The organism is Arthrobacter sp. zg-Y179, assembly GCF_020907345.1.
GTDB classification, from domain to species: Bacteria; Actinomycetota; Actinomycetes; order Actinomycetales; family Micrococcaceae; genus Arthrobacter_B; species Arthrobacter_B jinronghuae.
In genome coordinates, this window is record NZ_JAJJOB010000013.1 from 131,273 (window position 1) to 155,758 (window position 24,486).

Sequence of the window (24,486 nt, forward strand, 5' to 3'; positions counted from 1 at the left end):
AGCCGATGACCAGCGTGTAGTTGTAATCTGGCCGTAGTTGGTGTGGCTCCGCCACTATCCATTCACGAGAGGATCATGATGTCTCGCCTTACCGTGGGGAACATCTTCAAAGTCACCGTCGCGCTCCTCTTCTTTCCTTTTATGCCACTCCTGGTGCTGATGATCGGGGTGCGCAGGAGTAACTGGAAAGTAATCCTTGAGGGTGGCCTGTACGTTGCGCTCGTCCTTGCGGCCGTCGCCCTGCCCGTGAACGCAGCGCAGTTCATCCTCTCGTTCTTTGTGGTTCTCGGGCTCATAGCCGTAGCGGGCATGCGGTCATACATGCTCCGGGACCTGTGGCTGCACCCCAGGACCCGGGGACCGCAGGTTATGCCCCAGTCCCAGCCAGGGACAGCGACAACGCCGCCGGAGGACCTATCCTCCGCTTTGGCCTGGGCTGCCGCCCTCGCCAAACGAAACAGGAGTCGCCTTCCGTCCGAGGCGTACGTCAGCATTCTGGAAACCTGCCAGACGCTGGACGCGGTTATCGACGCCGAAACACGGCAGCCGCTGGGTGATCCCCAGTTTGAGTACGAACTGTCCGCCACGGTGCGTGACTATCTGCCGAGCGTCCTGCAGAGTTACGTGGCCATTCCGCCCAAGATGCTGGAGACCAAACAGGCGAGTGGAAGGACCCCCAACGAGGAACTGGCCGAGCAGCTGCAGCTCCTTGCCGGACAGGCCGAGACGCTGCACGCGAGCCGCCACCGCCGCACCTCCGCGGAACTGACCAACACGGGCAACTTCCTTCGGGAGCGGTTCGGGCACCGTCAGGGCGGCTTCGACTTCGGGATTAAGTAGCCAGCACGACGCCACCTGCCGGGGTGTTGCTAACGCTGGGCGCGGCCGGGTAAGTCTACAGTGACGTAGGTCACAGTATTACCCGGCCTACATCCCCCTGCTTGGAGCGCCAATGACGACAGTCCACAGCACAGCACCCACGGACGAGCTCGGCAGCAGCGAGCGCGAGCGCATATGCGTCATCGGCGCCGGCTGCTCCGGAATCACGGCGGCCAAAGTTCTCCACGAACGGGGACTTGCCTTCGACTGCTTCGAACTGTCGGACCGGGTCGGCGGCAACTGGGTATGGGGCAACAGCAACGGAGTGTCCGCGTCCTACAAGTCCCTGCACATCAACACCTCGCGCAGCCGGATGGAATTCAGCGACTTTCCCATGCCCGCGAACCTGCCCAATTTCGCCCGCCACGATCAGGTCGCGGCGTACTTCGACGCCTACGTCGACCACTTCGGGTTCCGGGACAAAATCACCTTCAACACCGGCGTGGAGCACGTGCGCCCTCTGCCCGGCGGCGGCTTCGAGGTTCGGCTGAGCACCGCGGAGACCCGGCGCTACGGCTCGGTCATAGTGGCCAACGGCCACCACTGGGACCCCCGCATGCCGGAGCCACCCTTCCCCGGCGCCGAAGGTTTCACCGGTGAGCAGATGCACTCCCACGACTACACGGACGAGCAACAGCTCACCGGCAAGCGGATCGTGGTGCTCGGCATGGGCAACTCGGCCATGGATATCTGTACAGATGCCAGCTACCACGCGGCCGAGACCTACCTCTCCCATCGGCGGGGCGTGCACATCATTCCCAAGTACGTCTTCGGCAAGCCCTTCGACGAGATCGGAGCGCACGAGAAGATCCCGTCCCGGGTCCGCTGGGGCGTCGCCCGCGTGGTCATGCGCGCCGCCACCGGCCCGATGTCGCGTTACGGCCTTCAGGAACCCGACCACAAGTTCGCCCAGGCCCACCCGACCGTCTCCAGCCGGATACTCGACAGGCTGGCCCACGGTGACGTGGTCCCGAAGCCCAACATCCAGCGTTTCGACGGTGACAGCGTAGTCTTCACCGACGGCACCCGCGTCGCGGCCGACCTGGTGATCTACTGCACCGGCTACAAGATCTCGTTCCCGTTCTTTGACGCCGGCTTCCTCGACCCCTCCGGAGATAACGAGATCCGGCTCTACCAGCGGATGTTCCACTCGACGGTGCCGGGGCTGTACTTCATCGGACTGGTTCAACCGCTCGGTGCGGTGATGCCGATCGCCGAGCGGCAGTCCGAGCTCGCCGCCGACCATCTTCAGGGCCGTTACGTTCTGCCCGAGCGGGCCGCGATGGACGCCGAGATCGACCGCCACCGCAAGGCGATCACCAAAAGGTACGTCGCCAGCAAGCGGCACACCATCCAGGTGGATTTCGTCGATTACATGCGTGCCCTGCGCAGGGAGCGCGATGCCGGAGCGCGGCGCAGAACCGCTGCGCAGGCCGCAACCGACAGTGTGGGGGCCTAACATGGCCGGGAACGCTGAGCAGCACTCGCGCCGCGTCGCCGTCGTCACCGGCGCCGCCCGCGGTATCGGGCACGCCACCGCGGACCGACTGTTGCGCAATGGATGGAAAGTCGGCGCCTTCGACATCGAAAGCCAGGGCCTCGCCGAACTTAAGGACATCGCTGCCGAGCATGGCACCACGGTGGTCACGGGAACGCTCGATGTCCGGGACCCCCAGCAGTGGCGCGACGCCCTGGCCTCCGTTGGCGAGGACCATTTGGACCTTCTGGTCAACAACGCCGGGCTGCTGGCTGCCGGGCCGTTCGTTGATACAGACCTTGAACGGCACCGGGCGCTCGTGGACGTCAACGTTCTCGGCACCATCAACGGTGCGCATACCGCGTTCCCGTACCTGAAGAACGCTCACAGGCCGGTGCTGCTCAACCTGGGATCCGCCTCAGCCATTTACGGGCAGCCCGATCTTGCCACCTACGGCGCCACGAAGTTCGCGGTCCGCGGCCTGACCGAGGCACTGGAACTGGAATGGGCGGAGCATGGCATTGCCGTGCTCGATCTGTGGCCGCTGTTCGTCAACACCGGGATGGTTAAGGGCGTCAGTATCGGAGCAATCCAGTCGCTCGGCGTGCGGCTGAACGAAACCGACGTTGCCGCAGCTGCTGTCGCCGCCGTGGAACGCAGCATCAGGTCCCGTCGCAACTCGAAGTGGCCCCGCAACGTCCACCACGCCGTCGGACCGCAGGCACGCTTCCTAGTCATGCTCTCCCAGATCACTCCAAATTGGGCCAACCGGCTCATCACCGAGCGTCTCACCCGGCGGCCAGCTGCCTGACCCCCAGCGTTCTGCGGAGTTGCGTGGCCATCCCGTCCATGATGCTGGATGATTAACAGGCAAGCGGAAGAGCCCTAGCTGAGGAGACCCGCATGTACCGAAGCTCCCGCATCACCGCCCCCGTGATCACCGCCGTCGCGGGCCTGGCACTCATCGCCGGATGCTCCGCCGACCCGGCGCCGACGCCCGAGGAGACCGGAACCCCATCATCAACCAGCGTCGGAACACCGGAGAGCACGGCAACGGCCTCCGCGACAGACCCAAGCGCATCAACGGCTTCCGGCGGCTCCGGTGCAACGATCACCCTCAGCCGGGGGCAAGAACATAAAATTACGGAAGCGAACACCAGCGTCAGCATTACCTGCTCCGGCGGCGGGGACATCGACGTAGAGACAAATGGCTCCACGGTGCGGACCTCCGGTCAATGTGAAGACATCGACATCCAGGGCAACAACAACGCAGTCAGCGGCGAGGATGCGGAAAGCCTCGACATTGAGGGCAACAATAATTCAGCCACCCTCAGCAATGTGCCCGACATCGATGTGGACGGAACCGCGAACTCTGTCGGCGTCGAGGAGACCGGTGACATCGACGTCGAAGGGCAGAACAACTCCGTTACCTACGCCTCAGGGGACCCCTTGATCGAAACCGAGGGTACGAACTCCGTCTCGGTCCGATGAACACGAGCGTGGCCACCTGTTTATCTGATTAGCGTCCGCGAGCGGCTCTTGCCCGTGCCTTGATCGCCAGGATGACGCCGGTCTTGGCGTCGGCGTATTCGTTCATGTCGTCCCACTGCCTGCTGAGCAGCGTCCTCTTGGTGCTCTCATAGAGGGCGCGGTCATCCGCATTTGCCCGCAGGTGGTCGCGCAGGATGAGGTATTCGTCCACGGCAGGATCGTCTCGCCCGTACAGGTGCACGTGCACGTCACGGGCCGGTGTGCGTACGAGGCGATGTCCCGGTTCGCGTACCCGCAGTTCGTATCCGGCGGCGATGAGCGGATGGAGGTAGTCCTCTTCGGCGGTGATGTCCTCTACTGCAACCACGATGTCGATGATCGGCTTTGCTGCCAGTCCCGGAACGGACGTCGAGCCGATGTGCTCGATCCCGGCGTGGGCTGTCCCGATGGCACGCTCAATGCGGTGACGGTGAGTGAGATAGATTGCCGGCCACCGGTCGTCGTAGCTGTGGAGGTGAAGTTCGAGCCTCTCGGGCCCCCCGATCAGCTCCAGCGTCGTCACGTCCGGTCGTCGCGGTTTTCGGCTTTTCATCACCGGAACATTCTTGCAGGGCGTCCGCCGCCCCGCGGGCCGCCGTCGCAGTACGGAGCCTGGTTTCCCAGGCAGGGGCGACGCCGGCCCGCGCGCAGGCGCGGCAGGGTTTCCGAACTACACGCGGTGCGTGCTGGCCAGCGGGCATGCCCACGTATCGACCCCGCCGCGGCCCACCCTGTTGATATAGGCGGTGACGTCCTTCAAGGACTGGCCAAACCCGGTTTCGGTGTACCGCACCCCCAGCTGGTCACAGTACTGGCGGACCAGCGGGGCAACTTTTCGCAGATTCGGGCGGGACATGGAGGGAAACAGGTGGTGCTCCACCTGGAAGTTCAGTCCTCCCATAAAGGTGTCCACCCACCGGCCGCCGGTGATGTTACGGCTCATCAATACCTGGCGGCGCAGGAAATCGATGCCCGCTTCCCGGGGCGCTATCGGCATGCCGATGTGGTTCGGGGCGAAGGAAATACCCATGTACAGCCCGAAGACGGCGAGCTGGACGCCGATGAACGCTGCGCCCTTGGCGGGTGAAAGCACCAGGAAGACCAGCGCCACATAACTGACCAGGCGCACAGTGATGAAGCTAAGTTCCACCCACCGCCGCTTGATCCGGCCCCGTCCCAGTACCCGCTTGATGCCCTGCACATGCAGGTTGACTCCCTCGAGCAGGAGCAGCGGGAAGAAAAAGTAACCCTGTTTGGTGGCAAGCCAGCGCGTGAAACGGTTCTTGCGCGCTTCGGCCGCCTCGGGGGTGAAGGCGAGGACGCCGGGAGCGATGTCCGGGTCCGTGCCGATCTTGTTTGGTGCAGCATGATGTTTGCTGTGTTTTGAATTCCACCAGCCGAGGCCCATGCCGGCAAAGAGATTAACCACGATCAGCGAGACCCACTCATTCCACTTCGGCGACACGAAGATCTGCCGGTGTGCGGCGTCGTGCCCCAGGAACGCAATCTGCGTCATCAGTAACGCCAGCACCACCGCAGTCACCATCTGCCACCACGTGTCCCCCAGCAGGATGAAAGCCACGGCCAGCACCAGCCCAATCAGGGTTACCCCGATCAGCTTGGCCCAGTAGTAGCCGTAGTTCCGGCGCATATAACCGGCTTCCTGGATCTGCCGGGTCAAAGCCGTGAAGTCGCTGAGGTGCCGCTGGCGGGCCGGGCCAGCTGGCCGGCGTTTGCCTTCTCCACTCGAATCCACACTGGTACCCGTCATAACGGCGTCTTCCATAATTCACTTTCATATCGGCGGACGTAGTCCATGTCATGTTAACCAACAGCACCGGATCCGCCCCGTTTGGCCGGGGTGGAGGTCCGCTGCTGTGTGCATTTCCGGCTGGCCGCCGTCAAAGCTAAGTTTGCTTATCGTATATGGAAGACGTCTTCTCCGTTTCATTTCAGGGGCGGAACGTTGCGCCGTGTTGGTGCACAAGTCGGTCCGTCTCCGGATACTCGACACACGGTTTCAGGAGGCTCTCAGCAACTCGGAAGCGACCGGTAAGCGGCTTTTTCTACTGTGTTCACATGAGGTCATCCAGAACCACCGATACCCTGCCCACGGCGTCGTCGTTGGTACGACGGCGCGCCCTGCGGGCCGTCTCGCTCCTCCTGGCAGGCGGCCTCGCCCTGACCGGCTGCGCGGCCGACGTCGCGTCCACCTCCGGCACGGCATCCCCCTCTGCTGCGAGTGATTCGAGCAGCAGCACGGCCGCGGACCCGAAAATGACGTCGTCTACAACGACCGAGGAGACGATTTCCTCGACGACGGCTGCCGCTGAGGCATTCCTGGCGACGCTGAGCGATGAGCAACGCGGGACAGTCCTGTATGACTACGACGACGCGGCGAAGACGACATCCTGGTCGAACTTTCCCGTGACGTTCGTCCAGCGTGCCGGCCTGAATCTCGCCGACCTGACCGACGAGCAGAAGACCGCAGCATTGGCGGTCCTGCAGGCGCTGCTTAGCGACGAAGCGTACGACACGGTGTCCGGAATTATGGGTGGCGACGAGTACCTGCAGCAGAACAGCAGCAGCACCGAGCAGTCCCTCGGCCAGTACTACATCGCCTTCTTCGGCGACCCGTCTGACACCGGTGCCTTCGAAGTGCAGTTCGGCGGCCACCACCTCGGTATCAACGCCACTCTCGACGGCGCGACGGACGCGATCACGTTCGCTCCCACCCACCTCGGTGTGCAGCCTGCCGTTTATACCGACGCCGACGGCAAGGAAGTGCGGCCGTTCGACGGCATCTACACCGATGCGTTCGCATTCTTTGACAGCTTGACGGGGGAACAGCAGGCGACGCTCACGTCGGGCGACGTCAGCATGTGTGCGCCTGGCGATGCCTGTGATTTCGACGCCGGAGCCGGCCTCACCGGCGCCGATCTGACCGACGCGCAGAAGCAGTTACTCCTCGATCTCATCGCGAACTGGTCAGGCATGGCTGACGAGCAGACCACAGCCGACTCCCGGGCGAAGATCGAGGCCACCCTCGATGACACCGTCATCGCGTGGTCCGGGGAGACCACATACGACATGAGCTCCGGGGACGGTATCTCGTTCTCGATCTCTGGGCCGAACGTTTATGTCGCCTTCCAGGCGCAGCAGGGCTCGGCAGGCGCGGATGTCGAAGGCGTATCCACTTCCGGCTGGGGACACGTCCACACCATTTACCGCGACCCTACGAACGACTATGCCAACAGCGTGACGCAGCAAGGCGCCTCCGGTATGGGCGGCGGCGCCGGTCCCGCCGGCGGGACCCCTCCCAACGGTGGCCCACCTCGTTAGCTACTAGCGTTCACGCGTTCCTGGCGTTTGCGCCCGGCCCTGGCAGCGAGGAACAACAAGGATCCGACCACTGCGTAGGCAGCGGCGCCGAGCCAGACGATCCCGCTTTGTTGTGTGAGGAGTGCGATGCTCGCAATGATCGCGAGAATCGGCATGATTCGTGGGGCTGAGAAGTGGTCGTGGTCCACTTTGTCCTTTTTGAGGACGAGGACGCTGACGTTGGCAGAAAGGAACACCAGGAGCAGGAGTAGGACGGTGGTTTCCGCCAATGTGGCGACATTACCGAGGAGGGTAAGGACGATCGTCAGTCCGGCAACGACAACAATGGAGACCCAGGGAGTGCGACGGCCTGGCAGCACCCGAGCGAAGGCGTGAGGGAGCAGTTCTGCTTCTGCCAATCCGTAGCCGACACGGCTGGCCATGACCATGAACAGCAGTGCTCCGTTGGCAATGGCGATCAGGGCGATGATGCTGAATAGTCCGGGCGGGATTCCGACGCCGCTGGCGGCGACGACGTCGAGCAGAGGACCGGTGGAGTCGGCCAGTTCGGCCGGGGGCATAACAATGACCGCACCGAGAGCGATGAGGAGGTAGACCACCCCAGCGGTGCAGATGGCGCCGAACAGTGCGCGAGGGTAGGCTTTGGATGGGTTACGTACTTCCTCGGCCATGTTTGCTGCGGCCTCGAAGCCCAGGAAAGAGAAAAACGCGACGATCGATGCGGCGAAGGCACCTTGGAAGGGCGGTACGTCCGGTGCGAACTCGAGGAGCCGGGATGGTTCCCCGTTGCCGGAGGCGAGGACGATGGCGGCGACGACGATGACGAGGACGAGGCCGGATACCTCGATTACAGAAGCTACGAGGTTCGCGGCGAGGGACTCCCGGACGCCGCGAAGGTTGATCAAGGTCAGCAAGATGATGAACACCACCGCTGCGGGGGCGGCCGGCACGTCAATGAGCGCGGTGAGGTAATCGCCCGCGAAGGCGTTCGCGAGGGCAGCAGCTGTGGTGATTCCTGAGGCCATCATCAGGAAGCCAACGATGAATGACACGTAGGGGATGCCAAAAGCCCGGTCTGCGTAGCGCGCGGCTCCTCCAGCGTGCGGGTACTTGGTGATCAGTTCCGCGTATGTCGCGGCAGTGAGTAACGCGACCACCAGTGCTATCAGGAGGGGTATCCAGATCGCGCCACCGACATCGGCGGCCATCGTACCCACGAGGGTGTAGATGCCTGCACCGAGGGTGTCGCCCACGATAAATGCGAACAGCAGCGGCACACCGATTGCCCGCTTCAGCCCGGGCTGTGTGTCTGATGTGGTCGTGCCGGGATCCTTCGTCATGGGGCTATTGGATTCTGTTTGTCGTCCCTGCGCAACTACCTGAGCGAAATCCAGTGCACCAAAAGCGTTGAGGCAGGTAGTCGAGCACTATTATCGGAACTTCGGTGCCGGATAGCCGGTTCCTCACTGCGGCAGAATTGAGTCAGACCGAGGCGACGGGCACTTCCCGGCCGACGATCATGGCCAGGAGGTCGTCCAGAGTTCCGTGGCACTTCTCCACCTCAGGTAGGTGGTAAAACGTGCTGGTGGTCTCAGGGTTATTGATGTCCTCGTCCGCCGCATGCAGGATTATTCTTCTGCCTTGAGCGATTGCGATGCCAAGCTCAACATGCGTACCCTTCCCGCCTGGAAGCAGGATAACGACGACGTCGGCCCCCATCACTGCATCTCTCTCCTGCTGCCCGATAGAGCGCAGATCATCGAGGGTGACTGTGCCCGCATCGCGCGCTGACGCGTTCTGGGTCCAGTCGTACGCGTTGACGTAGCCCTTGCTTTCCAGGGTTTGCGCGACGTACCGGACGTTGGCGATATTTCTGAAGCTCGACGCAACATAGAACCTTTTCAAGGCTTCTCCCTCCTGATTGGAACTACGACTATTCCGGTCAATTCCTCAGCATGGCTCATTGCTCCAGTCCCATATGGGGATGCTCTAGTGCAGTTCGTGTACTACGTTTCGCCGCTTATCTCCTTGAAGTAGCGAGCAACAGGCCACCGCTCGAACCCGGACCCCTCGTAGAGCTGACGGGCCGGCGCATGTCCAGGGTCATCGCCTGTTTCGACCATCACCATTCGCATGCCCCGTGATCGAGCTCGGCTGATTGAACTCTGCATGAGTGCCCGACCGAGTCCTTTCCCTTGGTGCGTGGGGTCGACAGCAAGAACATAGACCTCACCCATGCTGTCCTCGGGATGAAGCCGCGTGCAGACCCACCCGGCAGGTGCGTTGTCGATGAGAGCGACGTCGATATTCTCCGGCTCGCCGTCGAGGGTCGCTTTTAGATCGTCGGTTTGCCGGCTACGCCAACCTTCGGGGTAGAACGACTCATAGACGAAGGCAGAGACAGCTGGTTTGAGTAACTGGAACACTGGTTCCCATGCCCGCAACGAGAGGGCCAGTAGTGGCTCGCGGTGTTCGGCGGAATACGGGACAATTTCCATGCGCCAACCATAGCTATAACCGGGGCGGCGCCTGCCCGCGCGGTACAGACAGCTCACACCAGCACGTTCAGCCCGCCGTCGGGCGACTTCACGCCCGGACTACGCTGGGGAGATGGCAACAGTAATCCTCGTGCGGCACGGCCGCACCACAGCGAACGCCACCGGAGTGCTGGCCGGCCGGACCCCCGGCGTCGAACTCGACCAGGTGGGCCTCGACCAGGCCGCCGCGACCGGCGACCGGCTCGCCGTCGTACCCGTCGTCGGCGTCGTGTCGAGCCCGCTCGAGCGCTGCCGGCAGACCGCTCTGTTCATCCTCGACCGCCAGTCCGGCACACCGCACGCACCGGTCGACGTCGACCTCACCGAGTGCGATTACGGCTCCTGGCAGGGCCGCACGCTCGAGGAGCTCGCGAAGGAGAAGCTATGGGCGACGGTGCAGTCGCAGCCCTCCGCTGTCACCTTTCCCGGCGGCGAGTCCATGGCCGCGATGCAGGCCCGCTCGGTGGCGGCGATCCGGCGCCACGATGCAGCCTTCGAGGCCGAGCACGGGCCGGGGGCGGTGTGGGTGGCGGTGAGCCACGGGGACATCATCAAGTCGGTCCTCGCCGACGCGCTCGGCATGCACCTGGACATGTTCCAGCGCCTCAACGTGGGCCCGGCCTCCGTGTCGATCGTGCACTACGGCACGGGGCGCCCCACCGTCCTCGCCACCAACACCGATGCCGGGGACCTGTCCTGGCTGGCGGCCAGGCCGACGTCGGACGATGCCCCGGTGGGCGGTGGTGCAGGTCACGCGGCACCGCCGGCCCGATGAGCCTAGAGTAGTTCTATGCCTACGGGCACTCCACGCGGCTGGAACTCGCCCGCCCGCAGGACCTCCTAGCGCTGCTAGATGCCACATCTTTGAGCATTCCTGGTGCGAGGAAAGCTGACGGCTGCGTGCGCTGACACAGGCCTCGACACTATGCAGCGTGTCCTTACCACGCTTGGTCAGTGTGTGGGGCGGGGCGTCCGATACATCACCTGCGTCATCGGATCAGTGACAGGAGCCGCGAGGCCATCGAATTCAGCCCGGAAGTCCAGGCCTTGGGCGGTTTCCACCGTAGAAATTTCGGTCAGCACTCCAATACTGCTGCCACCGGCGAGGCTGAAAGTCTTGCCGAAGTGCTTCGCTTTCAAGCTCCCGGCCTTCAAAAGGGTCCAGCCGCGAACACCCTGGCGCTTGTCCGAATGGTCAAGGGTTGGTGCGCACATCGGGCATGTCTTATACGCCTTCAGATCTTCCACCTGGGCGCGGGTCCGCAGGACCGGCATTGAGGGGTACGTATCCCCACTCCAATCCCGCACGCGCTCCAAATCGCGTAGATAGGGCGCCCAGGCTGCCTCACGATCCATGAACTGGCGCATGCTCGAGCATTGCGGCAAATGGACTTTCCCGGCAGATGAGAGAACGAAACAATCCCCTGAATCCAGCCAGCTCTCGACTATGGCCTTCTCCCTCCGGATTCCAGCCAGCAGGTTTTCGGTCAGCTCCTCATCACTGAGGTAATCCTGGCGCCGGAGGAAATTCTCCTGCTCGTTGAGGGCTTTCGACGCCTCTTGTTCCCGCTCCTGCGCCATGCGTGTCTCCTCGTGCACGATCTTCCTTTCGTAGCCTCTTTTTGATCAGCATAAGAGTGAGCACTGACGCTCCAGGAGAGTTCTCCCAACACCGACGCCGGGGACCTGTCCTGGCTGGCGGCCAGGCCGACGTCGGACGATGCCCCGGTGGGCGGTGGTGCAGGTCACGCGGCACCGCCGGCCCGATGAGCCTAGAGTAGTTCTATGCCTACAACCGTTCACGATTTCGACTGGCCGGACCGCGTCGTCGTCGGCACTGTCGGCGTTCCGGGCCAGCGCACGTTCTACCTGCAGGTGCGCGCCGGGAAGCAGATTGTCAGCATTGCCCTGGAGAAGCTGCAGTCTGCCCAGCTCGCCGAGAAGATCGACGAGATCCTCGACCAGCTCATGACCGTCGACGGCAACCCCTTCCACGTTCCCGCGAGCACTCCCCTGGAGCTCGTGGACAATGACGATCTCGAGGCGGTTCAGGAACAGTTCCGCGCCGGCGTGATGAGCCTCGGCTGGGACCCGACGACGGCGCAGGTCGTCATCGAGGCCTACCCTCTCGACGAGGTGGATGAGGACGACGACGGCTTCCTTGAGGATGACGACGACGAGACCGACGACGTCGAAGAGGTGCTGCGGGTGCGGATGCCGGTCGGTACGGCCCGGGCCTTCGCCAAGCGCACGCGGGAGGTGGTGGGCGCCGGGCGTCCCATCTGCGTGATCTGCGGTCAGCCGATGGACGCCGACGGGCACACCTGCACCTTCCCCGAGGCCTGATGCCCGCGCCGGACCTGGGCACCGCCGAGCTGACGCTCACCGGCCGGCTCACGACGGCGTCGAACGCCACCTTCCTGGGCAGCATCGGCGACGCGGCCGTCGTGTACAAACCGATCGCGGGCGAGAAGCCGCTGTGGGACTTTCCCGACGGGTGCCTGGCGCACCGGGAGGTGGCCGCGTATCTGGTGTCGGAGGTGCTGGGCTGGAATATCGTGCCGCGTACCTGGCTGCGTGACGGGCGGTTCGGTGAAGGCATGGTCCAGCTCTGGCAGGAGACAGATCCTGAGCAGACCGCGGTGGACCTGGTGCCGGAGGATGACGTTCCGGACAGCGGCTGGAAAGAGGTCCTTCAGGGCCAGGACGAAAACGGGCGGATCGTTTCCCTTATTCATGAGGACACTCCGGCGCTCCGGCGGATGGCCGTGTTCGACATTCTGGTGAACAATGCCGACCGCAAGGGCGACCACGTCCTCGCCATGGCCAGCGGGCACCGGTACGGCGTGGACCACGGGCTCACCTTCCATAGCGAGCACAAGCTGCGGACCGTGTTGTGGGGCTGGATCGGCGTCGAGTTGAGTGCCGAGGAACTCCAGGGTGTTGACCGGGTTCTCTCGGGGCTCGAGGGCGAGTTGGGCTCGCAGCTGGCCAAGCTGCTCACCGCCGAGGAGATTGAGGCGTTTGCCGCGCGTTGCGCCCGGCTGCGCTCAGCAGGGAAGTTCCCCGCGCCGAGCGGCGACATGCCCGCGGTGCCTTGGCCGCTGTTTTAACGTGATTCCCCCCTGCCTCAAGGGTCGGGCAACAGTGGGCCACGTGAAGCAGCCCCAAAAACACATACATCTCAAAGAGATTGTCGGCACCCCCCGATAAGCTCAGATACATGACATCTGCACCAAAGGCATTCATCAGCCACGCGACCGAAGACAAAGGATTTGTAATCCCATTTGCCACCATGCTCCGTGAAAAAGGTGTTGAGGCCTGGGTTGACCAGTGGGAAATCAAGGCCGGTGAGTCCCTTGTGGACCGTATCTTCGAGTCCGGCATCAAAGAAGCCTCGGTCTTCATTGTCGTTTTGTCCTCAACTAGCGTGACAAAGCCTTGGGTGCGGGACGAACTTGATGCAGGGGTGATGAGGCGGATATCGGGACAAGCCAAGGTCATTCCCATCGTCCTAGATGACGTAGAAGTACCGGTCTCCCTCCGGCACACGCTATATCTCTCGGTTCCCGAGAACGGCCTCGACAAGGTAGTTGAAAAGGCTCTCCAATCGATCTTTGAGCTGGACAGCAGACCCCCACTGGGAGTCCCTCCCGTCTATGCAACTGCCACCTCGCTTCCGCGAGTGCTGCCCGACCCAATCGACAACATCGTCTTCAATGCCATCATCGATCTGCATCTGCATGACTCTGCGACGGCCATCAGCGACCGGTCCCTTCTGCAACGCATCGATGAAACTGAGGTTTCTGCTGATGCAATGAATGAAAGCGTAGAGATTTTCGAGTCGGAAGGACGGCTCGAACGCCAGAAGATGTTGAGCGGCAATTGGTTTATTACGAGGATTGCGACCAGCTCGCTCCTGGCAGCACTGGCCTCTCGGGGGCTGGACGTCAAGGGGCTCCAGATGCGGCTACTGGCCGCGATTGTTAACAATCCCCGCCAAGCCATTACGTCCTTCGAGGACGAGTCGCAAGTAGTCACGCGAGCTCTCATAGACTCCCTGGAATCTCAGGGACTGGTCAAAACCCAAATGGTACTGAGCGGTCAAGTTCACATCGTCGGCGTCTCTGCTGAAGCCACTCGCAGGGTCCGCCGCGCCTAGCTGCTCTCGTTCTTGTGATGGCCGAACAAGCAGGCCTCCCTGTTCCGGATGCCATCAGCACCAGCCGTCCTGTATCTCATCAATGGGCTGTTCCATTGCGGAAGCGCGCCAGTCTTCGTCAATCTGCTGGATCTGCAGGGCCCAATCCGTGGGCAGCAATTCCAGAAGCTCCCAACGCATGGCAGCCAATTCTGCGTCCAAGACAGTGATGTAAGTTTCCACGTTAGGCGGCGAATCATCGCTGACAAGCAGGTCATTGAGCGCGAGGATCAGCTCTACGCGGTCCGCCAGAACGGATAGCGGGGTTCCGCGGACACCATACAAGTTGCACAGACATGCCCAGGCGGTGAGCAGCTTGGTGCGTCCGTCGGAGAAGGGCGGAATTTCCGGTCCGAAGCGGCAGATTTCGAGGACGCTGAGCATCGTCATTATCGGCAGACCTTTACCGCGACGATAACCGTCAATGTATTGCTCAATGAGGGGTCCAACAGTGGCAATGCCGCGACTCAGCTGGGAGGAGTCATTATCGCCAGCGACGCGGCCGAGGTGGGATGCCCAGAGGAACAGCGAGGGGTCCGAGGGCAGGGATGAGGGAGACATGGGGTAGTCCTTTCATTGCACGTTAAATAAAAAACCCCTTGCCTTGACGAAGGCGGGGCAAAGGTGGGAGCTGGTTATTGGCGCTGCGAGGTATGCCTCCTCCAGTGACCGCGGTGTTTCCGAAGCATTGTGCTTCGTCATATGTGGCGTGGAAGGTACTAGTCGACAAGCACAGCCCTCGGTCCAGTACTCGGATTGTGCTGAGGTACCTGCTGCCCGCAATTCTCCGAGTGAGCGGTAACACTGCTGAGTGGAGGACGTCCATCCATTGGGGAAAGTGCAGGTCTATCCGCGCCAAGGCTTCCTCGTAGCCGGGGGCCAACCAATCGTCGTCGAGCCGCCAACGACTGGTTGTGGGCGGGCGTTTCGACTACCACTAACTTTCGACTACCAGTAACAGGGCCTTCCAGACAGCGATGAGTGAGGACTTAAGATCCGCAGTGTTGACGGTTCTTTCCGCACGAGCAATCAGGCCGCAAAGTCCATTGATGGTACGCGGCGAGGACAGCCGGGCCCGATCTGCCAGCAGCCTGACTGCAGAGTCCATGACCACCTCGAACGGACTCCGGCCATCTACGCCGATGCCTGCTTTTGATGGCGTGATGGACCTGCGGTAGAGGCTGTCGACGGGACGGGCAAAGAGAGTGGACATTTTGGTTCCTTCCTAATTTTGGGCATAAAAAAAGGCCCCGTGAGGGCCTGGTCTTCGAACAGAAGACAGTTCAAGGACTATCTGGACATCTCGCTAGAGAAGTGACTCCGGCTATTTTTCTGTAGAGAGTGGAACTCCTTTCTACATATTTAACGATACTTACACTTCCGGGACACCACCAACTTCGCTTGAGAGCGAGAGTAGTGGGACATCAAGCCGCAAAAAGTGCTTCCTTGCTCCTATTATCCCAAAAACTTCCGTTACACGACAACTTTTCAAAATCACATAGATTCTCCAAGTGTTTATCGCGTCTCGCCTCTGACGGGCATGTACTTCCGGCGTACCTCACCCTCAGTTCCCGACTTCGAGCTGCGCGATGCCGGCGGCGCCCTGGCCACTGGGCGATGAAGAAGCACCGCACACCAGGCCGTCCAAGGCTCAGAGCAGCTGGCGCGCGTTTGCCCGGGCGAGATCGATGAGCTCGCGACCGTTGCCGGCGAGCACCGTGCGCATCGCGTAGACCGCAAAACCCGTGGCCTGCTTCGCGTCGATCTTTGGTGGCATGGAGAGCTCCTGCCGCTCCACCGCGACTGAGACGAGCGCGGGGCCGTTGTACGCGAACGCACGGCGCAGGGCGCCCTCGATGTCCTCCGGGCGCGTTACGCTCTCGCCGTGCATCCCCACCGCCTGCGCGACCGCACCGAAGTCCGGGTTCTCGAGCCCGGTGCCGAAGTTGACGATGCCGGCGGCCTTCATCTCCACCTCCACGAAGCTGAGCGCCGCGTTGTCGAACACGACGATCTTGATCGGCAGCCGATGCTGCACCACCGTCAGCAGCTCACCGAGCATCATCGCGAGGCCGCCGTCGCCGGCGAGGACCACGACCTGCCGGTTCCGGTCCACCGCCTGGGCGCCCATGCCGAGCGGGGTCGCCGCCGCCATGGTGCCATGCCAGAAGGAGCCGATCAGCCGCCGTCGCGCGCCGATGTGCAGGTGCCGGGACGCCCAGATCACGGGAGTGCCGACGTCGGGCAGGAAGACCGCGTCGTCGGCCGCGAGCTTGTCGATCAGGTGGGCGAGGTGCTGCGGGTGGATGGTGCCCGGGCCCTGCTTCTCGAGGTCGTCGAGCTGTGCGCGGGTGCGGCGGTAGTGGTCCAGGGACTTCTCGAGGTGGGTGCGGTTCGACTTCCGCTCGAGCAGCGGCAGCAGCGCCGCCGCCGTCTCCCGCACTCCGCCGACCATGCCCTGGGTGAGCGGCACGCGGCGGCCGAGCTGCTCGCCCCGGATGTCGACCTGCAGGATCTTCGCCTTCTTCGGGTAGAACTGCTGGTACGGGAAGTCGGTGCCGAGCATCAGCAGCGCGTCGCAGTCCTCCATCGCCCGGTATCCCGACGCGAAGCCCAGGAGCCCGGTCATGCCGACGTCGAACGGGTTGTCGTGTTCGATGATCTCCTTGCCGCGGAGGGCATGCACGATCGGCGCGCCCAGTGCATCGGCAAGGGCGAGGACCTCGTCGCGCGCCCCTTCCACGCCGGCGCCCGCCAGGATGGTCACGTTCCCGCAGGAGTTCAGCGTGGTGGCTGCCTCCTGAAGCTCCGCCGGGGAGGGCACGATGGCCGGGTCGGTGCGGCGGACCGTGAAGACGCGCTCGTCCGCGGCATCTTCAAGCGCTGTGTCGCCGGCCATCACGAGCACGGCGACGCCCCTCTTCTCGATGGCCGTCCGCATCGCGATCTCCAGCAGCCGTGGCATCTGCTCGGGGCTCAAGACCATCTCGCAGAAGACCGTGCAGTCACGGAATAGCTCGGTGGGCCGGGTCTCCTGGAAGTACTGGCTGCCGATCTCGTCGCTCGGAATGTGCGAGGCGATCGCGAGCACGGGAACCCGGCTTCGGTGCGCGTCGTAGAGCCCGTTGATCAGGTGCATGTTGCCGGGGCCGCAGCTGCCCGCGCACACCGCGAGCTCGCCCGTCAGCGCCGCCTCCCCGGCGGCAGCGAACGCGGCTTCCTCCTCGTGCCGGGTGAGCATCCACTCGATGCCCTTCTCCCGGCGGATTGCCTCGGTCACCGCGTTCAGGGAGTCGCCGGGAACTCCCCAGATCCGCTGGATCCCATTGGCGGCGAGGTTGTGGACAACGGTCTCGGCGATCGTGGGCATGCTGCTCCTCCGTTCGGCGCGCTCAGACGGCCCCGTCAGTCTAGGCGGCGGGATCGGACTGTGCCAGAGGTCTGGCGGGTGCGTGGTTGGCTCCACAGGAGAGTCCGTGCCATCGAGGCTTACCCTCTCGAGGACGTGGTTCAGGACGACGATGCTGACGCCGGCGAGGTGCTACGGGCGCTGATGCCGTTGGGCACCGCCCGGGCATTCGCGAAGCACACGCGGGAGGTGTTGGGCGCCGGGCGTCCGATCCCCGTGTTCTGCGGTCAACCCATCGACGCCGACGAGCGCATCTGTTCCTTCCCCGAAGGTTCCCTGGTCCACCGGGAGGTGACCGCCTACCTGGTCTCGGAGGTTCTGGGCGGAGCATCGTGCCGCGCACTCGGCTGCGGGACGGTCCGCTGGGTGAGGGAATGGTGCAACTCCTGCAAGAGACAGGCCGCGAGTAGCGCGCGGTGGGCCTGGTGCCGCCCGATGGGGTGCCCGAGACGGGCTGGAAACAGGTTCTCGAGGGTGAGGACGAAAGCGGCCGGATCATCGCCCGAAGTCGCTGCGCTAGGCGCGGGCGCTGCGCCCGGCAGCGCCGGACAAGGACGTTTCCCGCTCCGGGTGGAGATATGTCGCCCTTTCCCTAGCCGTTGTTCTGAGGCGTTGCAGTTCTCTGCCAAAGAAGTTCCTGTGCCTTTTTTCGGGAAACAGTGCTCGATTCCGGTGGCCAGCTTAGAACCCATTCTCTGTGGCAGCACCGAATTAGTATAAAACAACGCGATAAGCCTCAGGCAATATCAACGCAACAGCTCTTACGGTCTTACGGTCTTACGGTCTTACGGTCTTACGGTCTTACCACAATTGTGCAGGGACAGTTTTCCGAAACACAATGTTTTTCATTCGGGAAGAGATTTACTTAGCTGACAACTTCTAGACGGTTTGAGCACCAGTCAGCGTTAAACGGCGCTTGTATTCGGGACCCTCAACCGATCCTTCGAAAACGCCGTACTTCACAGACCCGGGGCTGAAAAACAACCGCTGGCCTACACAGTGGCCCACAATGTTTCCCTCATGCACATAAATAACCGTTGGACAAACTACACGGTTCAGCCCTTAATGACATCAGACTTCTGCTCATTGCCACCGGAAAACGTAGCTGGCGGGCTGGCTGCGGCGATTACAACGATGGGAGAACCCATGTAGGAGAAGAGCCTTGCGCCCAAGAAAATTTTGGTGGATATTCCCAGGAAGCCACATTTTCAAAGCTAACTACCGCTGGCCCACTGCCTTGTGCCTTCAGAAAGCTAACGGTTGCTCCGTCGAACTCTGCGCTATCGAAGGAGACGCGTCCCCCGGTGAACGCGGCCGCCTCGAAGGAGACGGATCCACTGACGAACTTTGACTTGGCAAAGGAGGCAACGCCACCAATAAACTTCGCCTTAGCAAAGGTGGCTGACGCAGTAGCGAATGTTGCACCATTAAAATTGACTATCCCGCTACTGAACGCTGCACTACCGAAGCTGATGCCGCCTTTAGTGAACTTTGCTCTACTGAAGGTGACATTTCCGCCGGTGAACTTTGCATTGCTGAAGGTGATATTTCCGCCAGTAAAGTTTGTATCAGTGAAAATGATGGAGCTTCCTCGGACCTCTGACCGACTGAAGTTGACGAGGCCACTGATGAAGGCTGCTTTAAAGAAACTGACAGTACCATCCGCAAAATGGGCGTTGCTAAAATTAACGTTCCCGCCGTTGAACTCCGCCGCATCGAAGGTCACATTCCCGCCAATGAACTCAGCACCGGTGAAATTAACTTCCCCCCCAGAGAACCTCGCATTGCGGAAATCAACGTTCCCCCCGCTGAACTCTGCCGCGTCGAAGGCGACGCTTCCGCCGATAAACGCGGCAGCGGTGAAATTGACGTCTCCGCCGGTAAACTTTGCGCCAGAAAAGTCGCCGCCGTCGAAAACCGCTCCGGTGAAATCCAGACTTATGTCACACCATGACATGGTATTGGATGGGTCCAAAAGGTGATTAGCAATCACCTTGATGACAGTCTGGCGAACCTCTTTTTCGCCGGTCTTAGCCCCTTCCGGCTCGGGTACATACTCCATGCGGAGATAGGCGCAGAGAACATCGATGCAAATTCTGCGCTGTTCATCTTCTTCGGCGGAGTGCCAATCGTCTGCCAAGGCTGCCATAGCATATACACCAGCGAGACGAACTGCAGGTTTTTCATGGCCGAGTTGTTCAGCGGCGGTGGTGTATCGCGCCCGCAGGTCTGCCTTGTCTTCTGCTCCCTGTTTACGTTCATCAAGACTGTGCTGTCGCTCGGTAGTATGTTGACGGCGGTAAGCCAACAAGGCTGCACCTCCCACACCAAAAATACCGACCGTCGTGATTGTGCTGCGCGAGACATCGAACCATGTAGTTGAATCAAGGTTCAGACCTTCCCAGATCCAGGCACCTGCTGCCATTTGGGCAAATACGATCTCAACGATCAACCCAAGACCGATTCCAATAGAACTCCACAGCAAGAGAGCCCAGAAGATAGGCATTGGGTCTTTAGAAGAGGAATTGGGTTCGACCATGAGCAGAGCTTACGTCGGATTTCCTTTAACAATTTGCACGTTGCTCCCGGAGTGCCACGCTTCAGTTAACAGCAACCGTTTGACGATCGGCTTGTTGTTCGCGTCGTTGGCGAGATAGCCAGCGTCTGGAGGGTCACAACAAGGGTCACGCAGTTCTTCATGGACTTCATCGACCGAATCGCACCAGAGATGAACCGTGACCCAATTCGATGATGAAAAGATGATCTTGCTAGATCGACAGGTCACCTACCAGGATTCCGATGCATAGGGCCGTCTTCCCTAGAACCTCTGGATCAGTCCACAGGCGACAAGCAGTGCGCCCCCGACGCCGCCGAGCGACATCGACAGCTGGACCCACCTGTGCTTCTGCCATGCGATGTCCGCCATGACTACGATCTGCCTAGTGATCACCGGGAGGATATCGCGTTCTTTTAGCGCCTGGGCAAGATCGCCACTTTCCCAATACTGCGCATGCCCGAAGTAGATGAAGTTGTCTTCTGCCATTTTCTTGACGACGTCAGCCTTGAGACGCGGTCTGACGACGACTAGGGCGAAGAAGGCACCAGCTAGCAGGGATAAAACTCCGATCCAGTACAACGTTTCGTCAAGCCAACCACTGATATTTGAAAAAAGCCGTCCGTTGGCGGACAGCGCCACAGTGGTTGCAATGATGGCCGATTCAACGGCAAATGCGAAGGACGCCTTGGCATCTACTTTGCCTGTCCACTCGGCTTGGGCAGCATGGATCTTCCACGCTTGCTCTATTGCTTTGTCGTTTGATGGCGGCTGCTTCCGAAAAATCATCAGATAGCCCAGCTGTACTGCGATCGGAAAAGGGTGTCCAAGGTGCCGATATCGTTTCTGATTTGCTGCTTTTGCCACATCAGCACATTGATGTCTGTGTAGGCGACGTCAGCCGACATGGCATTGAACACTGGACCAGTAATCGTGAGAGGAAACGTGTCTCGCTTCTCGCTGAGCTTAGCAGCACGATTAGGAGCCTGGCCTATTGAAATCAGATCGTTGTTGTCGCGCACACCACCACGGACGATCAGGGCTTCGCCGGTATCGATACCGATTCCGTGGGCGATTTTGGAGATGTTCTTACCGTCAGACCAAGACCGTTCTATGGCTGGACGGATGACCTCAACCACGGCCCAGTTGATTGCCAGGGCGGCACGCACCGCCCTCGTTTCCTTGTCATCCCCCATGAAGATTGCCATGACTCGATCCCCGTCGAAGCTGCGGATCTCGCCGCCTTGATGCCGCAGGATACGAGAGGCGCTATTGATGTAAGCCCTTATGATCTTGGCGGTAGTTTCCTTGAACAGAGAGTCTGCCATTTTCGATGATCCTGCAAGGTCGGCATAGAGATAGGTCGCGTCTACGAGCCTGCCACCGTTCTTCATCACGACATCTTCAGTTTTCGGAACCTTGGTTCCGTTGGTGATGTTCCAGGTAGCGCCGAAGATTTCGGAGACGGAACTTTCAATCGATGGATACATACGTCGTCCTATCTTTGTCGAGTGGCGGATGGCGGGGGACGTTCATAGACCCCTCCGCCACCCGCTCTGTCGTACGCTCACCGTGTGGGGCCCCGCGATAATATTCCTAGCGTCTCGCCACATGTGCTCCTTCGACGTACCGCCAAATTTTTGCGCGTCCTTCAGATACTGGTAGACCCGGGACGTAATGGTGATCGGACCCCGCTCAGACCCTCGAAGTCCGCTCAGTTTGGCAGCGATGTTTGGCGCCTCTCCAATGGAAATCAAGTCGTTGTGATTGTGTTCCCCTGATCGGTTGTGAACGCCACCTCGTGCCATGAAGGCGGACCCAGAATCGATCCCGATGCCGTGCGTCACGACCCACAGCGTGCTATTAGAGGCTTGGAGCCGCCGCTTGATAATCGGGTTCATCATCTGATCAACCATGTGATTAATCTTCAACGCGGCGTTCACCGCATCGTTTCGCATACTTTTACCAACAAAGATGCCCATGACCCGGTCACCATCGAAGCTCTTAATGCTGCCTCCAAGTTCTCGGATCACTTCCGAGGCACCGGCTAGATACATTCGTACCACTTTGGCGGCGAACTCTGGCTTGTAGCGCTTCTGCAAAAGGGTAGACTCCGCCAGATCAGCGTATAAATACGTGGCTTCTAGCTTGACCGCTCCATTCTTGAGCGCGACGTCTTCTGTCTTCGGAACGACCTGCCCGTCCCTGATTGACCAGGCAACCGACATCAAATCGTCGAGCCTCCCTTGGACTTTGTCACCGAACGCTGACACACTTCCCCCTTAGTTTTGACCAACTCAGTTACTTTACCGGGCAGCTCCTTCAGTGATGCCTCACTGAATTTGGACTCAGTGGTGCAATAAATAGGGGTGCATATGCCAGATGACTTTTATGGCGAGTGGCGCAGGAGGGACTGTTCGGCTCTCTCCCTTGACGGCACCGGCTACGAAATCGATCTGCTAGCCGGAGCGCGGCCGAACTGCGCGAGGCGCTGGCACGGTTTGTTTCGTGTGGCCGACGCGGCGGCAGGGCTTCGACCTCCTCGTGGTCTTAACTGAACTGTCCGTGTCGGCCAGACCCACTGTCCTCAGCGGACTCTAGGGAGTGCCCGGGCATGGCGGGCACTCTGTCCCGAACGGTCCTATTGACGCGGTGTGGACGGACAACGGCGGAAGCAGCCGGATTAACCTGAGCTGCTCCGTGGAGTGTGCCGTGGCGCCGTCAGTCTCATGAGTCGCCTGCATGGTCAGTAGGCCACTTGAAGCCGTCGTACTCACCAGGCTGCAGCTGGAAGCTCCTAGCAATCCCTACAGCGCACGGTCAGATCACATTCGGAAAGATCAACTAATCGGACAAGCAAGGCCACGACGTTGCACGTTCTCAACGCCGATGGCCAGCCACAGCTCATCCTCCGCGCAGCTACGGCCCCGCAGTTATCGGATCTTCTTTCACCCAAGCCGAGGTATCGGTGAGGGCACCTCGTTGCAGGCTTCCAGGCACGAGTCCCAGCGACGATGCCGCCTGCCCTGTCCACTCCTCCGTCTGCTCCACGCAGCCCATGTTGTCCACGAACAGCACACAGTTAGTCACCGTCAGGTCCATGGCTGATCGCCAGAGAACTCCCATCGCCGGATTCCGGTCGTCATCCTGAATTAGGTGTCGGAAATACTCGGCGACAATTTGGGTGGGAACGTAGTCTAGGTGCTCCTTATCATCTGGCTTGGCGGGCCGACGAACGTCTGCGGCGAAGCCATGCAGGAAGAGTAGATCTGATCGCCGATGACGCTGGTCCGGATCGAAAAGTGATGGAACGGCCGGAAGATCAACAAGGTCAATTACGAGCATGGGACGAGCAGTTGCCCAGGTCCCGACAGTGGCGTAGTCATCTACGGTGTACCAGGTAACTTCTGCTAGTGCTCCAGCGTGGGTCGTCGCACCGTAGAACGCGCTGATACCACCGGCAGTCATCCTGTTGGACTTGGCAGCTTTTGGCGGCGGGCTACCAAGATCCTTTGCCGTTACGAAATGCTCTGCTGAGCTGTGCGGACGTGAGCGCACCCAGCGAGTTCCCTCAGGTAGAACACGGGTTAGGTTGCCGTTTTTGATGGTCTGCGCCAGGGTCATGAGCATGTCGTGCGGGGGGATTTCACCATCCTTCCGCTGCTGGTCGGCGTCGGGTGATGGAAGGTGGAACATGTAGCGCGAGACGTGGGTAACGTAGTCGCGAAAGCCGGCCCAACCCAAAGATAACGCCTCTGCAGGCGATGATCGGTACGGGTTTCGCTGGCACCATGGACCCTCGATGGCATTGGAGAGGTCGGCGTGCAAGTTCCGGTCATTGGTTACATCGAGGTCATCGAGTAATTCCCAAGTGTCGGTAACTGTCATCATGTATCCACCCTCACTGGACACATACATCACGCCTTCGTTGTCCGGGTGCCCGTATTCTGTCCGTAGGCCCTTTGTAATGGCGTCGAGGAGGACATCGACCGGCGCCGCGATCGGAGCGCCATTGCCATGTTGACCGCAGTAGTCACAGTCGAAAAATTCGGCGGCACTCTGAACTGAAGTGGCCAACGCTTCATCGTTCAGACAGTCGGCGCACACCCGCTTGTCGACGGAGGACCAGCCCTGATCCCACTCTGTAATCTGCTGATTCTTATACCCACCCATTACTCGAGCCTAAGGTATCCGCTTCGCGGTTGATTGCTCTTTGAGCGCTCACTACTCGTCCCAACGGTTTAGGCTTCGGTGTCGGGAAATAGTGGGGAACGATGAACGACCAGTCGTGCCAGCCATTTGTGAGGACGAAGGTGAATTTGTCGGTGCGAAGGTTCGGTGGTGGCCATGACTGCCCGTGGGCACTGGCGCCGGCGCGCATTCACAACGGCCAATGCCACGCGGTTCGTTGCGGGGGCTTGTGAAATTGGGAGACATCTGGATAACTAAGGGGCCGGTATGTCATGTACAGACCGTTTTTCTCGTGTGGCACATCTGGAAGGCAGCCGCCATCTCACAGATGTTAGCCTATCCGCAGAACGCTCGTCCTCGGTCGGC

24 protein-coding genes and 1 pseudogene are annotated in these 24,486 nt (G+C 61.0%); 11 read left to right on the forward strand and 14 right to left on the reverse strand.

Features of this window, described 5'->3' with window-relative positions:
- The first annotated feature begins 75 nt into the window (after nucleotides 1–75).
- From LOC56_RS14885 to LOC56_RS14900, 4 genes are all read left to right on the forward strand, one after another.
- A complete protein-coding gene (locus LOC56_RS14885; protein WP_229953051.1) occupies nucleotides 76–840 on the forward strand; it encodes a hypothetical protein in 765 nt (254 codons plus the stop codon).
- Between the two features lie 112 nt (nucleotides 841–952).
- Nucleotides 953–2,338 (forward strand): flavin-containing monooxygenase, encoded by a 1,386-nt coding sequence (locus tag LOC56_RS14890; protein WP_229953052.1) that lies wholly within the window; start codon nucleotides 953–955, stop codon nucleotides 2,336–2,338.
- Between the two features lies 1 nt (nucleotide 2,339).
- Nucleotides 2,340–3,167 carry an SDR family oxidoreductase gene (locus tag LOC56_RS14895; RefSeq protein WP_229953053.1) on the forward strand — a complete coding sequence of 276 codons (828 nt, stop codon included), beginning with the start codon at nucleotides 2,340–2,342 and terminating at the stop codon, nucleotides 3,165–3,167.
- A 92-nt stretch (nucleotides 3,168–3,259) separates the two neighbouring features.
- Nucleotides 3,260–3,847 (forward strand): DUF3060 domain-containing protein, encoded by a 588-nt coding sequence (locus LOC56_RS14900; protein WP_229953054.1) that lies wholly within the window; start codon nucleotides 3,260–3,262, stop codon nucleotides 3,845–3,847.
- Nucleotides 3,848–3,875: 28 nt separating this feature from the next.
- Here LOC56_RS14900 and LOC56_RS14905 read toward each other — a convergent pair whose 3' ends face one another.
- Together LOC56_RS14905 and LOC56_RS14910 are read right to left on the reverse strand one after the other, a co-directional pair.
- Nucleotides 3,876–4,439 carry a GrpB family protein gene (locus tag LOC56_RS14905; RefSeq protein WP_229953097.1) on the reverse strand — a complete coding sequence of 188 codons (564 nt, stop codon included), beginning with the start codon at nucleotides 4,437–4,439 and terminating at the stop codon, nucleotides 3,876–3,878.
- 117 nt (nucleotides 4,440–4,556) lie between these two features.
- Nucleotides 4,557–5,657 (reverse strand): fatty acid desaturase family protein, encoded by a 1,101-nt coding sequence (locus tag LOC56_RS14910; protein WP_229953055.1) that lies wholly within the window; start codon nucleotides 5,655–5,657, stop codon nucleotides 4,557–4,559.
- 308 nt (nucleotides 5,658–5,965) lie between these two features.
- On the opposite strand from LOC56_RS14910, the gene LOC56_RS14915 reads away from it, so the two are divergent.
- Complete coding sequence (locus LOC56_RS14915; protein ID WP_229953056.1) at nucleotides 5,966–7,228, forward strand: DUF3500 domain-containing protein; 1,263 nt, start codon at nucleotides 5,966–5,968, stop codon at nucleotides 7,226–7,228.
- Here LOC56_RS14915 and LOC56_RS14920 read toward each other — a convergent pair.
- The 3 genes from LOC56_RS14920 to LOC56_RS14930 form a co-directional block, all read right to left on the reverse strand.
- Nucleotides 7,225–8,568, reverse strand: a complete 1,344-nt coding sequence (locus tag LOC56_RS14920; protein ID WP_229953057.1) for an APC family permease — start codon at nucleotides 8,566–8,568, stop codon at nucleotides 7,225–7,227. The genes LOC56_RS14915 and LOC56_RS14920 overlap by 4 nt on opposite strands.
- 142 nt (nucleotides 8,569–8,710) lie before the next feature.
- Nucleotides 8,711–9,133, reverse strand: coding sequence for a nucleoside 2-deoxyribosyltransferase (locus tag LOC56_RS14925; RefSeq protein ID WP_229953058.1), 423 nt, complete (start codon nucleotides 9,131–9,133; stop codon nucleotides 8,711–8,713).
- A gap of 101 nt (nucleotides 9,134–9,234) precedes the next feature.
- Nucleotides 9,235–9,726 (reverse strand): GNAT family N-acetyltransferase, encoded by a 492-nt coding sequence (locus tag LOC56_RS14930; protein WP_229953059.1) that lies wholly within the window; start codon nucleotides 9,724–9,726, stop codon nucleotides 9,235–9,237.
- Nucleotides 9,727–9,838: 112 nt separating this feature from the next.
- Between LOC56_RS14930 and LOC56_RS14935 the strand changes: the two genes are divergently transcribed.
- Entirely contained in the window at nucleotides 9,839–10,540 is a 702-nt protein-coding gene (locus LOC56_RS14935; RefSeq protein ID WP_229953060.1) for an MSMEG_4193 family putative phosphomutase, read from the forward strand.
- A 176-nt stretch (nucleotides 10,541–10,716) separates the two neighbouring features.
- Here LOC56_RS14935 and LOC56_RS14940 read toward each other — a convergent pair whose 3' ends face one another.
- Complete coding sequence (locus LOC56_RS14940; RefSeq protein WP_229953061.1) at nucleotides 10,717–11,364, reverse strand: hypothetical protein; 648 nt, start codon at nucleotides 11,362–11,364, stop codon at nucleotides 10,717–10,719.
- 69 nt (nucleotides 11,365–11,433) lie between these two features.
- On the opposite strand from LOC56_RS14940, the pseudogene LOC56_RS14945 reads away from it, so the two are divergent.
- From LOC56_RS14945 to LOC56_RS14960, 4 genes and pseudogenes are all read left to right on the forward strand, one after another.
- A pseudogene (locus LOC56_RS14945) lies at nucleotides 11,434–11,535 on the forward strand (histidine phosphatase); the annotation flags it as partial.
- Nucleotides 11,536–11,550: 15 nt separating this feature from the next.
- The gene (locus LOC56_RS14950; RefSeq protein WP_229953062.1) at nucleotides 11,551–12,111 is read left to right on the forward strand and encodes a DUF3090 family protein; all 561 of its coding nucleotides are present in this window, start codon (nucleotides 11,551–11,553) and stop codon (nucleotides 12,109–12,111) included.
- Entirely contained in the window at nucleotides 12,111–12,878 is a 768-nt protein-coding gene (locus tag LOC56_RS14955; RefSeq protein WP_229953063.1) for an SCO1664 family protein, read from the forward strand. The genes LOC56_RS14950 and LOC56_RS14955 overlap by 1 nt, the downstream gene beginning before the upstream one ends.
- Nucleotides 12,879–12,988: 110 nt before the next feature.
- Nucleotides 12,989–13,927 carry a toll/interleukin-1 receptor domain-containing protein gene (locus LOC56_RS14960; protein WP_229953064.1) on the forward strand — a complete coding sequence of 313 codons (939 nt, stop codon included), beginning with the start codon at nucleotides 12,989–12,991 and terminating at the stop codon, nucleotides 13,925–13,927.
- Nucleotides 13,928–13,981: 54 nt separating this feature from the next.
- Here the strand turns inward: LOC56_RS14960 and LOC56_RS14965 are convergent, their stop codons facing one another.
- From LOC56_RS14965 to poxB, 3 genes are all read right to left on the reverse strand, one after another.
- Nucleotides 13,982–14,527 (reverse strand): hypothetical protein, encoded by a 546-nt coding sequence (locus tag LOC56_RS14965; RefSeq protein WP_229953065.1) that lies wholly within the window; start codon nucleotides 14,525–14,527, stop codon nucleotides 13,982–13,984.
- 376 nt (nucleotides 14,528–14,903) lie between these two features.
- Nucleotides 14,904–15,179, reverse strand: coding sequence for a hypothetical protein (locus tag LOC56_RS14970; protein ID WP_229953066.1), 276 nt, complete (start codon nucleotides 15,177–15,179; stop codon nucleotides 14,904–14,906).
- A 438-nt stretch (nucleotides 15,180–15,617) separates the two neighbouring features.
- Nucleotides 15,618–17,336 carry a ubiquinone-dependent pyruvate dehydrogenase gene (gene poxB / locus LOC56_RS14975; protein WP_229953067.1) on the reverse strand — a complete coding sequence of 573 codons (1,719 nt, stop codon included), beginning with the start codon at nucleotides 17,334–17,336 and terminating at the stop codon, nucleotides 15,618–15,620.
- Nucleotides 17,337–17,504: 168 nt separating this feature from the next.
- Between poxB and LOC56_RS16335 the strand changes: the two genes are divergently transcribed.
- Nucleotides 17,505–18,095 carry a DUF3090 family protein gene (locus LOC56_RS16335; protein ID WP_331460958.1) on the forward strand — a complete coding sequence of 197 codons (591 nt, stop codon included), beginning with the start codon at nucleotides 17,505–17,507 and terminating at the stop codon, nucleotides 18,093–18,095.
- 406 nt (nucleotides 18,096–18,501) lie between these two features.
- Here the strand turns inward: LOC56_RS16335 and LOC56_RS14990 are convergent, their stop codons facing one another.
- The 5 genes from LOC56_RS14990 to LOC56_RS15010 all read right to left on the reverse strand — a co-directional run bounded on the left by LOC56_RS14990 (nucleotide 18,502) and on the right by LOC56_RS15010 (nucleotide 24,102).
- A complete protein-coding gene (locus tag LOC56_RS14990; protein ID WP_229953068.1) occupies nucleotides 18,502–19,914 on the reverse strand; it encodes a pentapeptide repeat-containing protein in 1,413 nt (470 codons plus the stop codon).
- 279 nt (nucleotides 19,915–20,193) lie between these two features.
- On the reverse strand, nucleotides 20,194–20,718 hold the full coding sequence (locus LOC56_RS14995) for a Pycsar system effector family protein (protein ID WP_229953069.1): 525 nt from the start codon (nucleotides 20,716–20,718) through the stop codon (nucleotides 20,194–20,196).
- The gene (locus LOC56_RS15000; protein WP_229953070.1) at nucleotides 20,718–21,419 is read right to left on the reverse strand and encodes an adenylate/guanylate cyclase domain-containing protein; all 702 of its coding nucleotides are present in this window, start codon (nucleotides 21,417–21,419) and stop codon (nucleotides 20,718–20,720) included. Before LOC56_RS15000 ends, LOC56_RS14995 begins: the two co-directional genes overlap by 1 nt.
- Before the next feature lie 42 nt (nucleotides 21,420–21,461).
- A complete protein-coding gene (locus LOC56_RS15005) occupies nucleotides 21,462–22,202 on the reverse strand; it encodes an adenylate/guanylate cyclase domain-containing protein (RefSeq protein ID WP_229953071.1) in 741 nt (246 codons plus the stop codon).
- Nucleotides 22,203–22,848: 646 nt separating this feature from the next.
- Nucleotides 22,849–24,102 carry a HEPN-associated N-terminal domain-containing protein gene (locus LOC56_RS15010; RefSeq protein WP_229953072.1) on the reverse strand — a complete coding sequence of 418 codons (1,254 nt, stop codon included), beginning with the start codon at nucleotides 24,100–24,102 and terminating at the stop codon, nucleotides 22,849–22,851.
- Nucleotides 24,103–24,486: the final 384 nt, after the last annotated feature.

What these genes read in the sequence shown, in the direction of transcription:
- LOC56_RS14915 (WP_229953056.1), top strand. Translation starts at nt 5,966, where the DNA reads ATGAGGTCATCCAGAACCACCGATACCCTGCCCACGGCGTCGTCGTTG.
- LOC56_RS14995 (WP_229953069.1), bottom strand. Translation starts at nt 20,718, where the DNA reads ATGATTTTTCGGAAGCAGCCGCCATCAAACGACAAAGCAATAGAGCAA.
- LOC56_RS14935 (WP_229953060.1), top strand. Translation starts at nt 9,839, where the DNA reads ATGGCAACAGTAATCCTCGTGCGGCACGGCCGCACCACAGCGAACGCC.
- LOC56_RS14920 (WP_229953057.1), bottom strand. Translation starts at nt 8,568, where the DNA reads ATGACGAAGGATCCCGGCACGACCACATCAGACACACAGCCCGGGCTG.
- LOC56_RS14895 (WP_229953053.1), top strand. Translation starts at nt 2,340, where the DNA reads ATGGCCGGGAACGCTGAGCAGCACTCGCGCCGCGTCGCCGTCGTCACC.
- LOC56_RS14960 (WP_229953064.1), top strand. Translation starts at nt 12,989, where the DNA reads ATGACATCTGCACCAAAGGCATTCATCAGCCACGCGACCGAAGACAAA.
- poxB (WP_229953067.1), bottom strand. Translation starts at nt 17,336, where the DNA reads ATGCCCACGATCGCCGAGACCGTTGTCCACAACCTCGCCGCCAATGGG.
- LOC56_RS14965 (WP_229953065.1), bottom strand. Translation starts at nt 14,527, where the DNA reads ATGTCTCCCTCATCCCTGCCCTCGGACCCCTCGCTGTTCCTCTGGGCA.
- LOC56_RS14950 (WP_229953062.1), top strand. Translation starts at nt 11,551, where the DNA reads ATGCCTACAACCGTTCACGATTTCGACTGGCCGGACCGCGTCGTCGTC.
- LOC56_RS15000 (WP_229953070.1), bottom strand. Translation starts at nt 21,419, where the DNA reads ATGTATCCATCGATTGAAAGTTCCGTCTCCGAAATCTTCGGCGCTACC.
- LOC56_RS15010 (WP_229953072.1), bottom strand. Translation starts at nt 24,102, where the DNA reads ATGGGTGGGTATAAGAATCAGCAGATTACAGAGTGGGATCAGGGCTGG.
- LOC56_RS14900 (WP_229953054.1), top strand. Translation starts at nt 3,260, where the DNA reads ATGTACCGAAGCTCCCGCATCACCGCCCCCGTGATCACCGCCGTCGCG.
- LOC56_RS14970 (WP_229953066.1), bottom strand. Translation starts at nt 15,179, where the DNA reads ATGTCCACTCTCTTTGCCCGTCCCGTCGACAGCCTCTACCGCAGGTCC.
- LOC56_RS14990 (WP_229953068.1), bottom strand. Translation starts at nt 19,914, where the DNA reads ATGGTCGAACCCAATTCCTCTTCTAAAGACCCAATGCCTATCTTCTGG.
- LOC56_RS14955 (WP_229953063.1), top strand. Translation starts at nt 12,111, where the DNA reads ATGCCCGCGCCGGACCTGGGCACCGCCGAGCTGACGCTCACCGGCCGG.
- LOC56_RS14905 (WP_229953097.1), bottom strand. Translation starts at nt 4,439, where the DNA reads ATGAAAAGCCGAAAACCGCGACGACCGGACGTGACGACGCTGGAGCTG.
- LOC56_RS14890 (WP_229953052.1), top strand. Translation starts at nt 953, where the DNA reads ATGACGACAGTCCACAGCACAGCACCCACGGACGAGCTCGGCAGCAGC.
- LOC56_RS14910 (WP_229953055.1), bottom strand. Translation starts at nt 5,657, where the DNA reads ATGACGGGTACCAGTGTGGATTCGAGTGGAGAAGGCAAACGCCGGCCA.
- LOC56_RS14930 (WP_229953059.1), bottom strand. Translation starts at nt 9,726, where the DNA reads ATGGAAATTGTCCCGTATTCCGCCGAACACCGCGAGCCACTACTGGCC.
- LOC56_RS14885 (WP_229953051.1), top strand. Translation starts at nt 76, where the DNA reads ATGATGTCTCGCCTTACCGTGGGGAACATCTTCAAAGTCACCGTCGCG.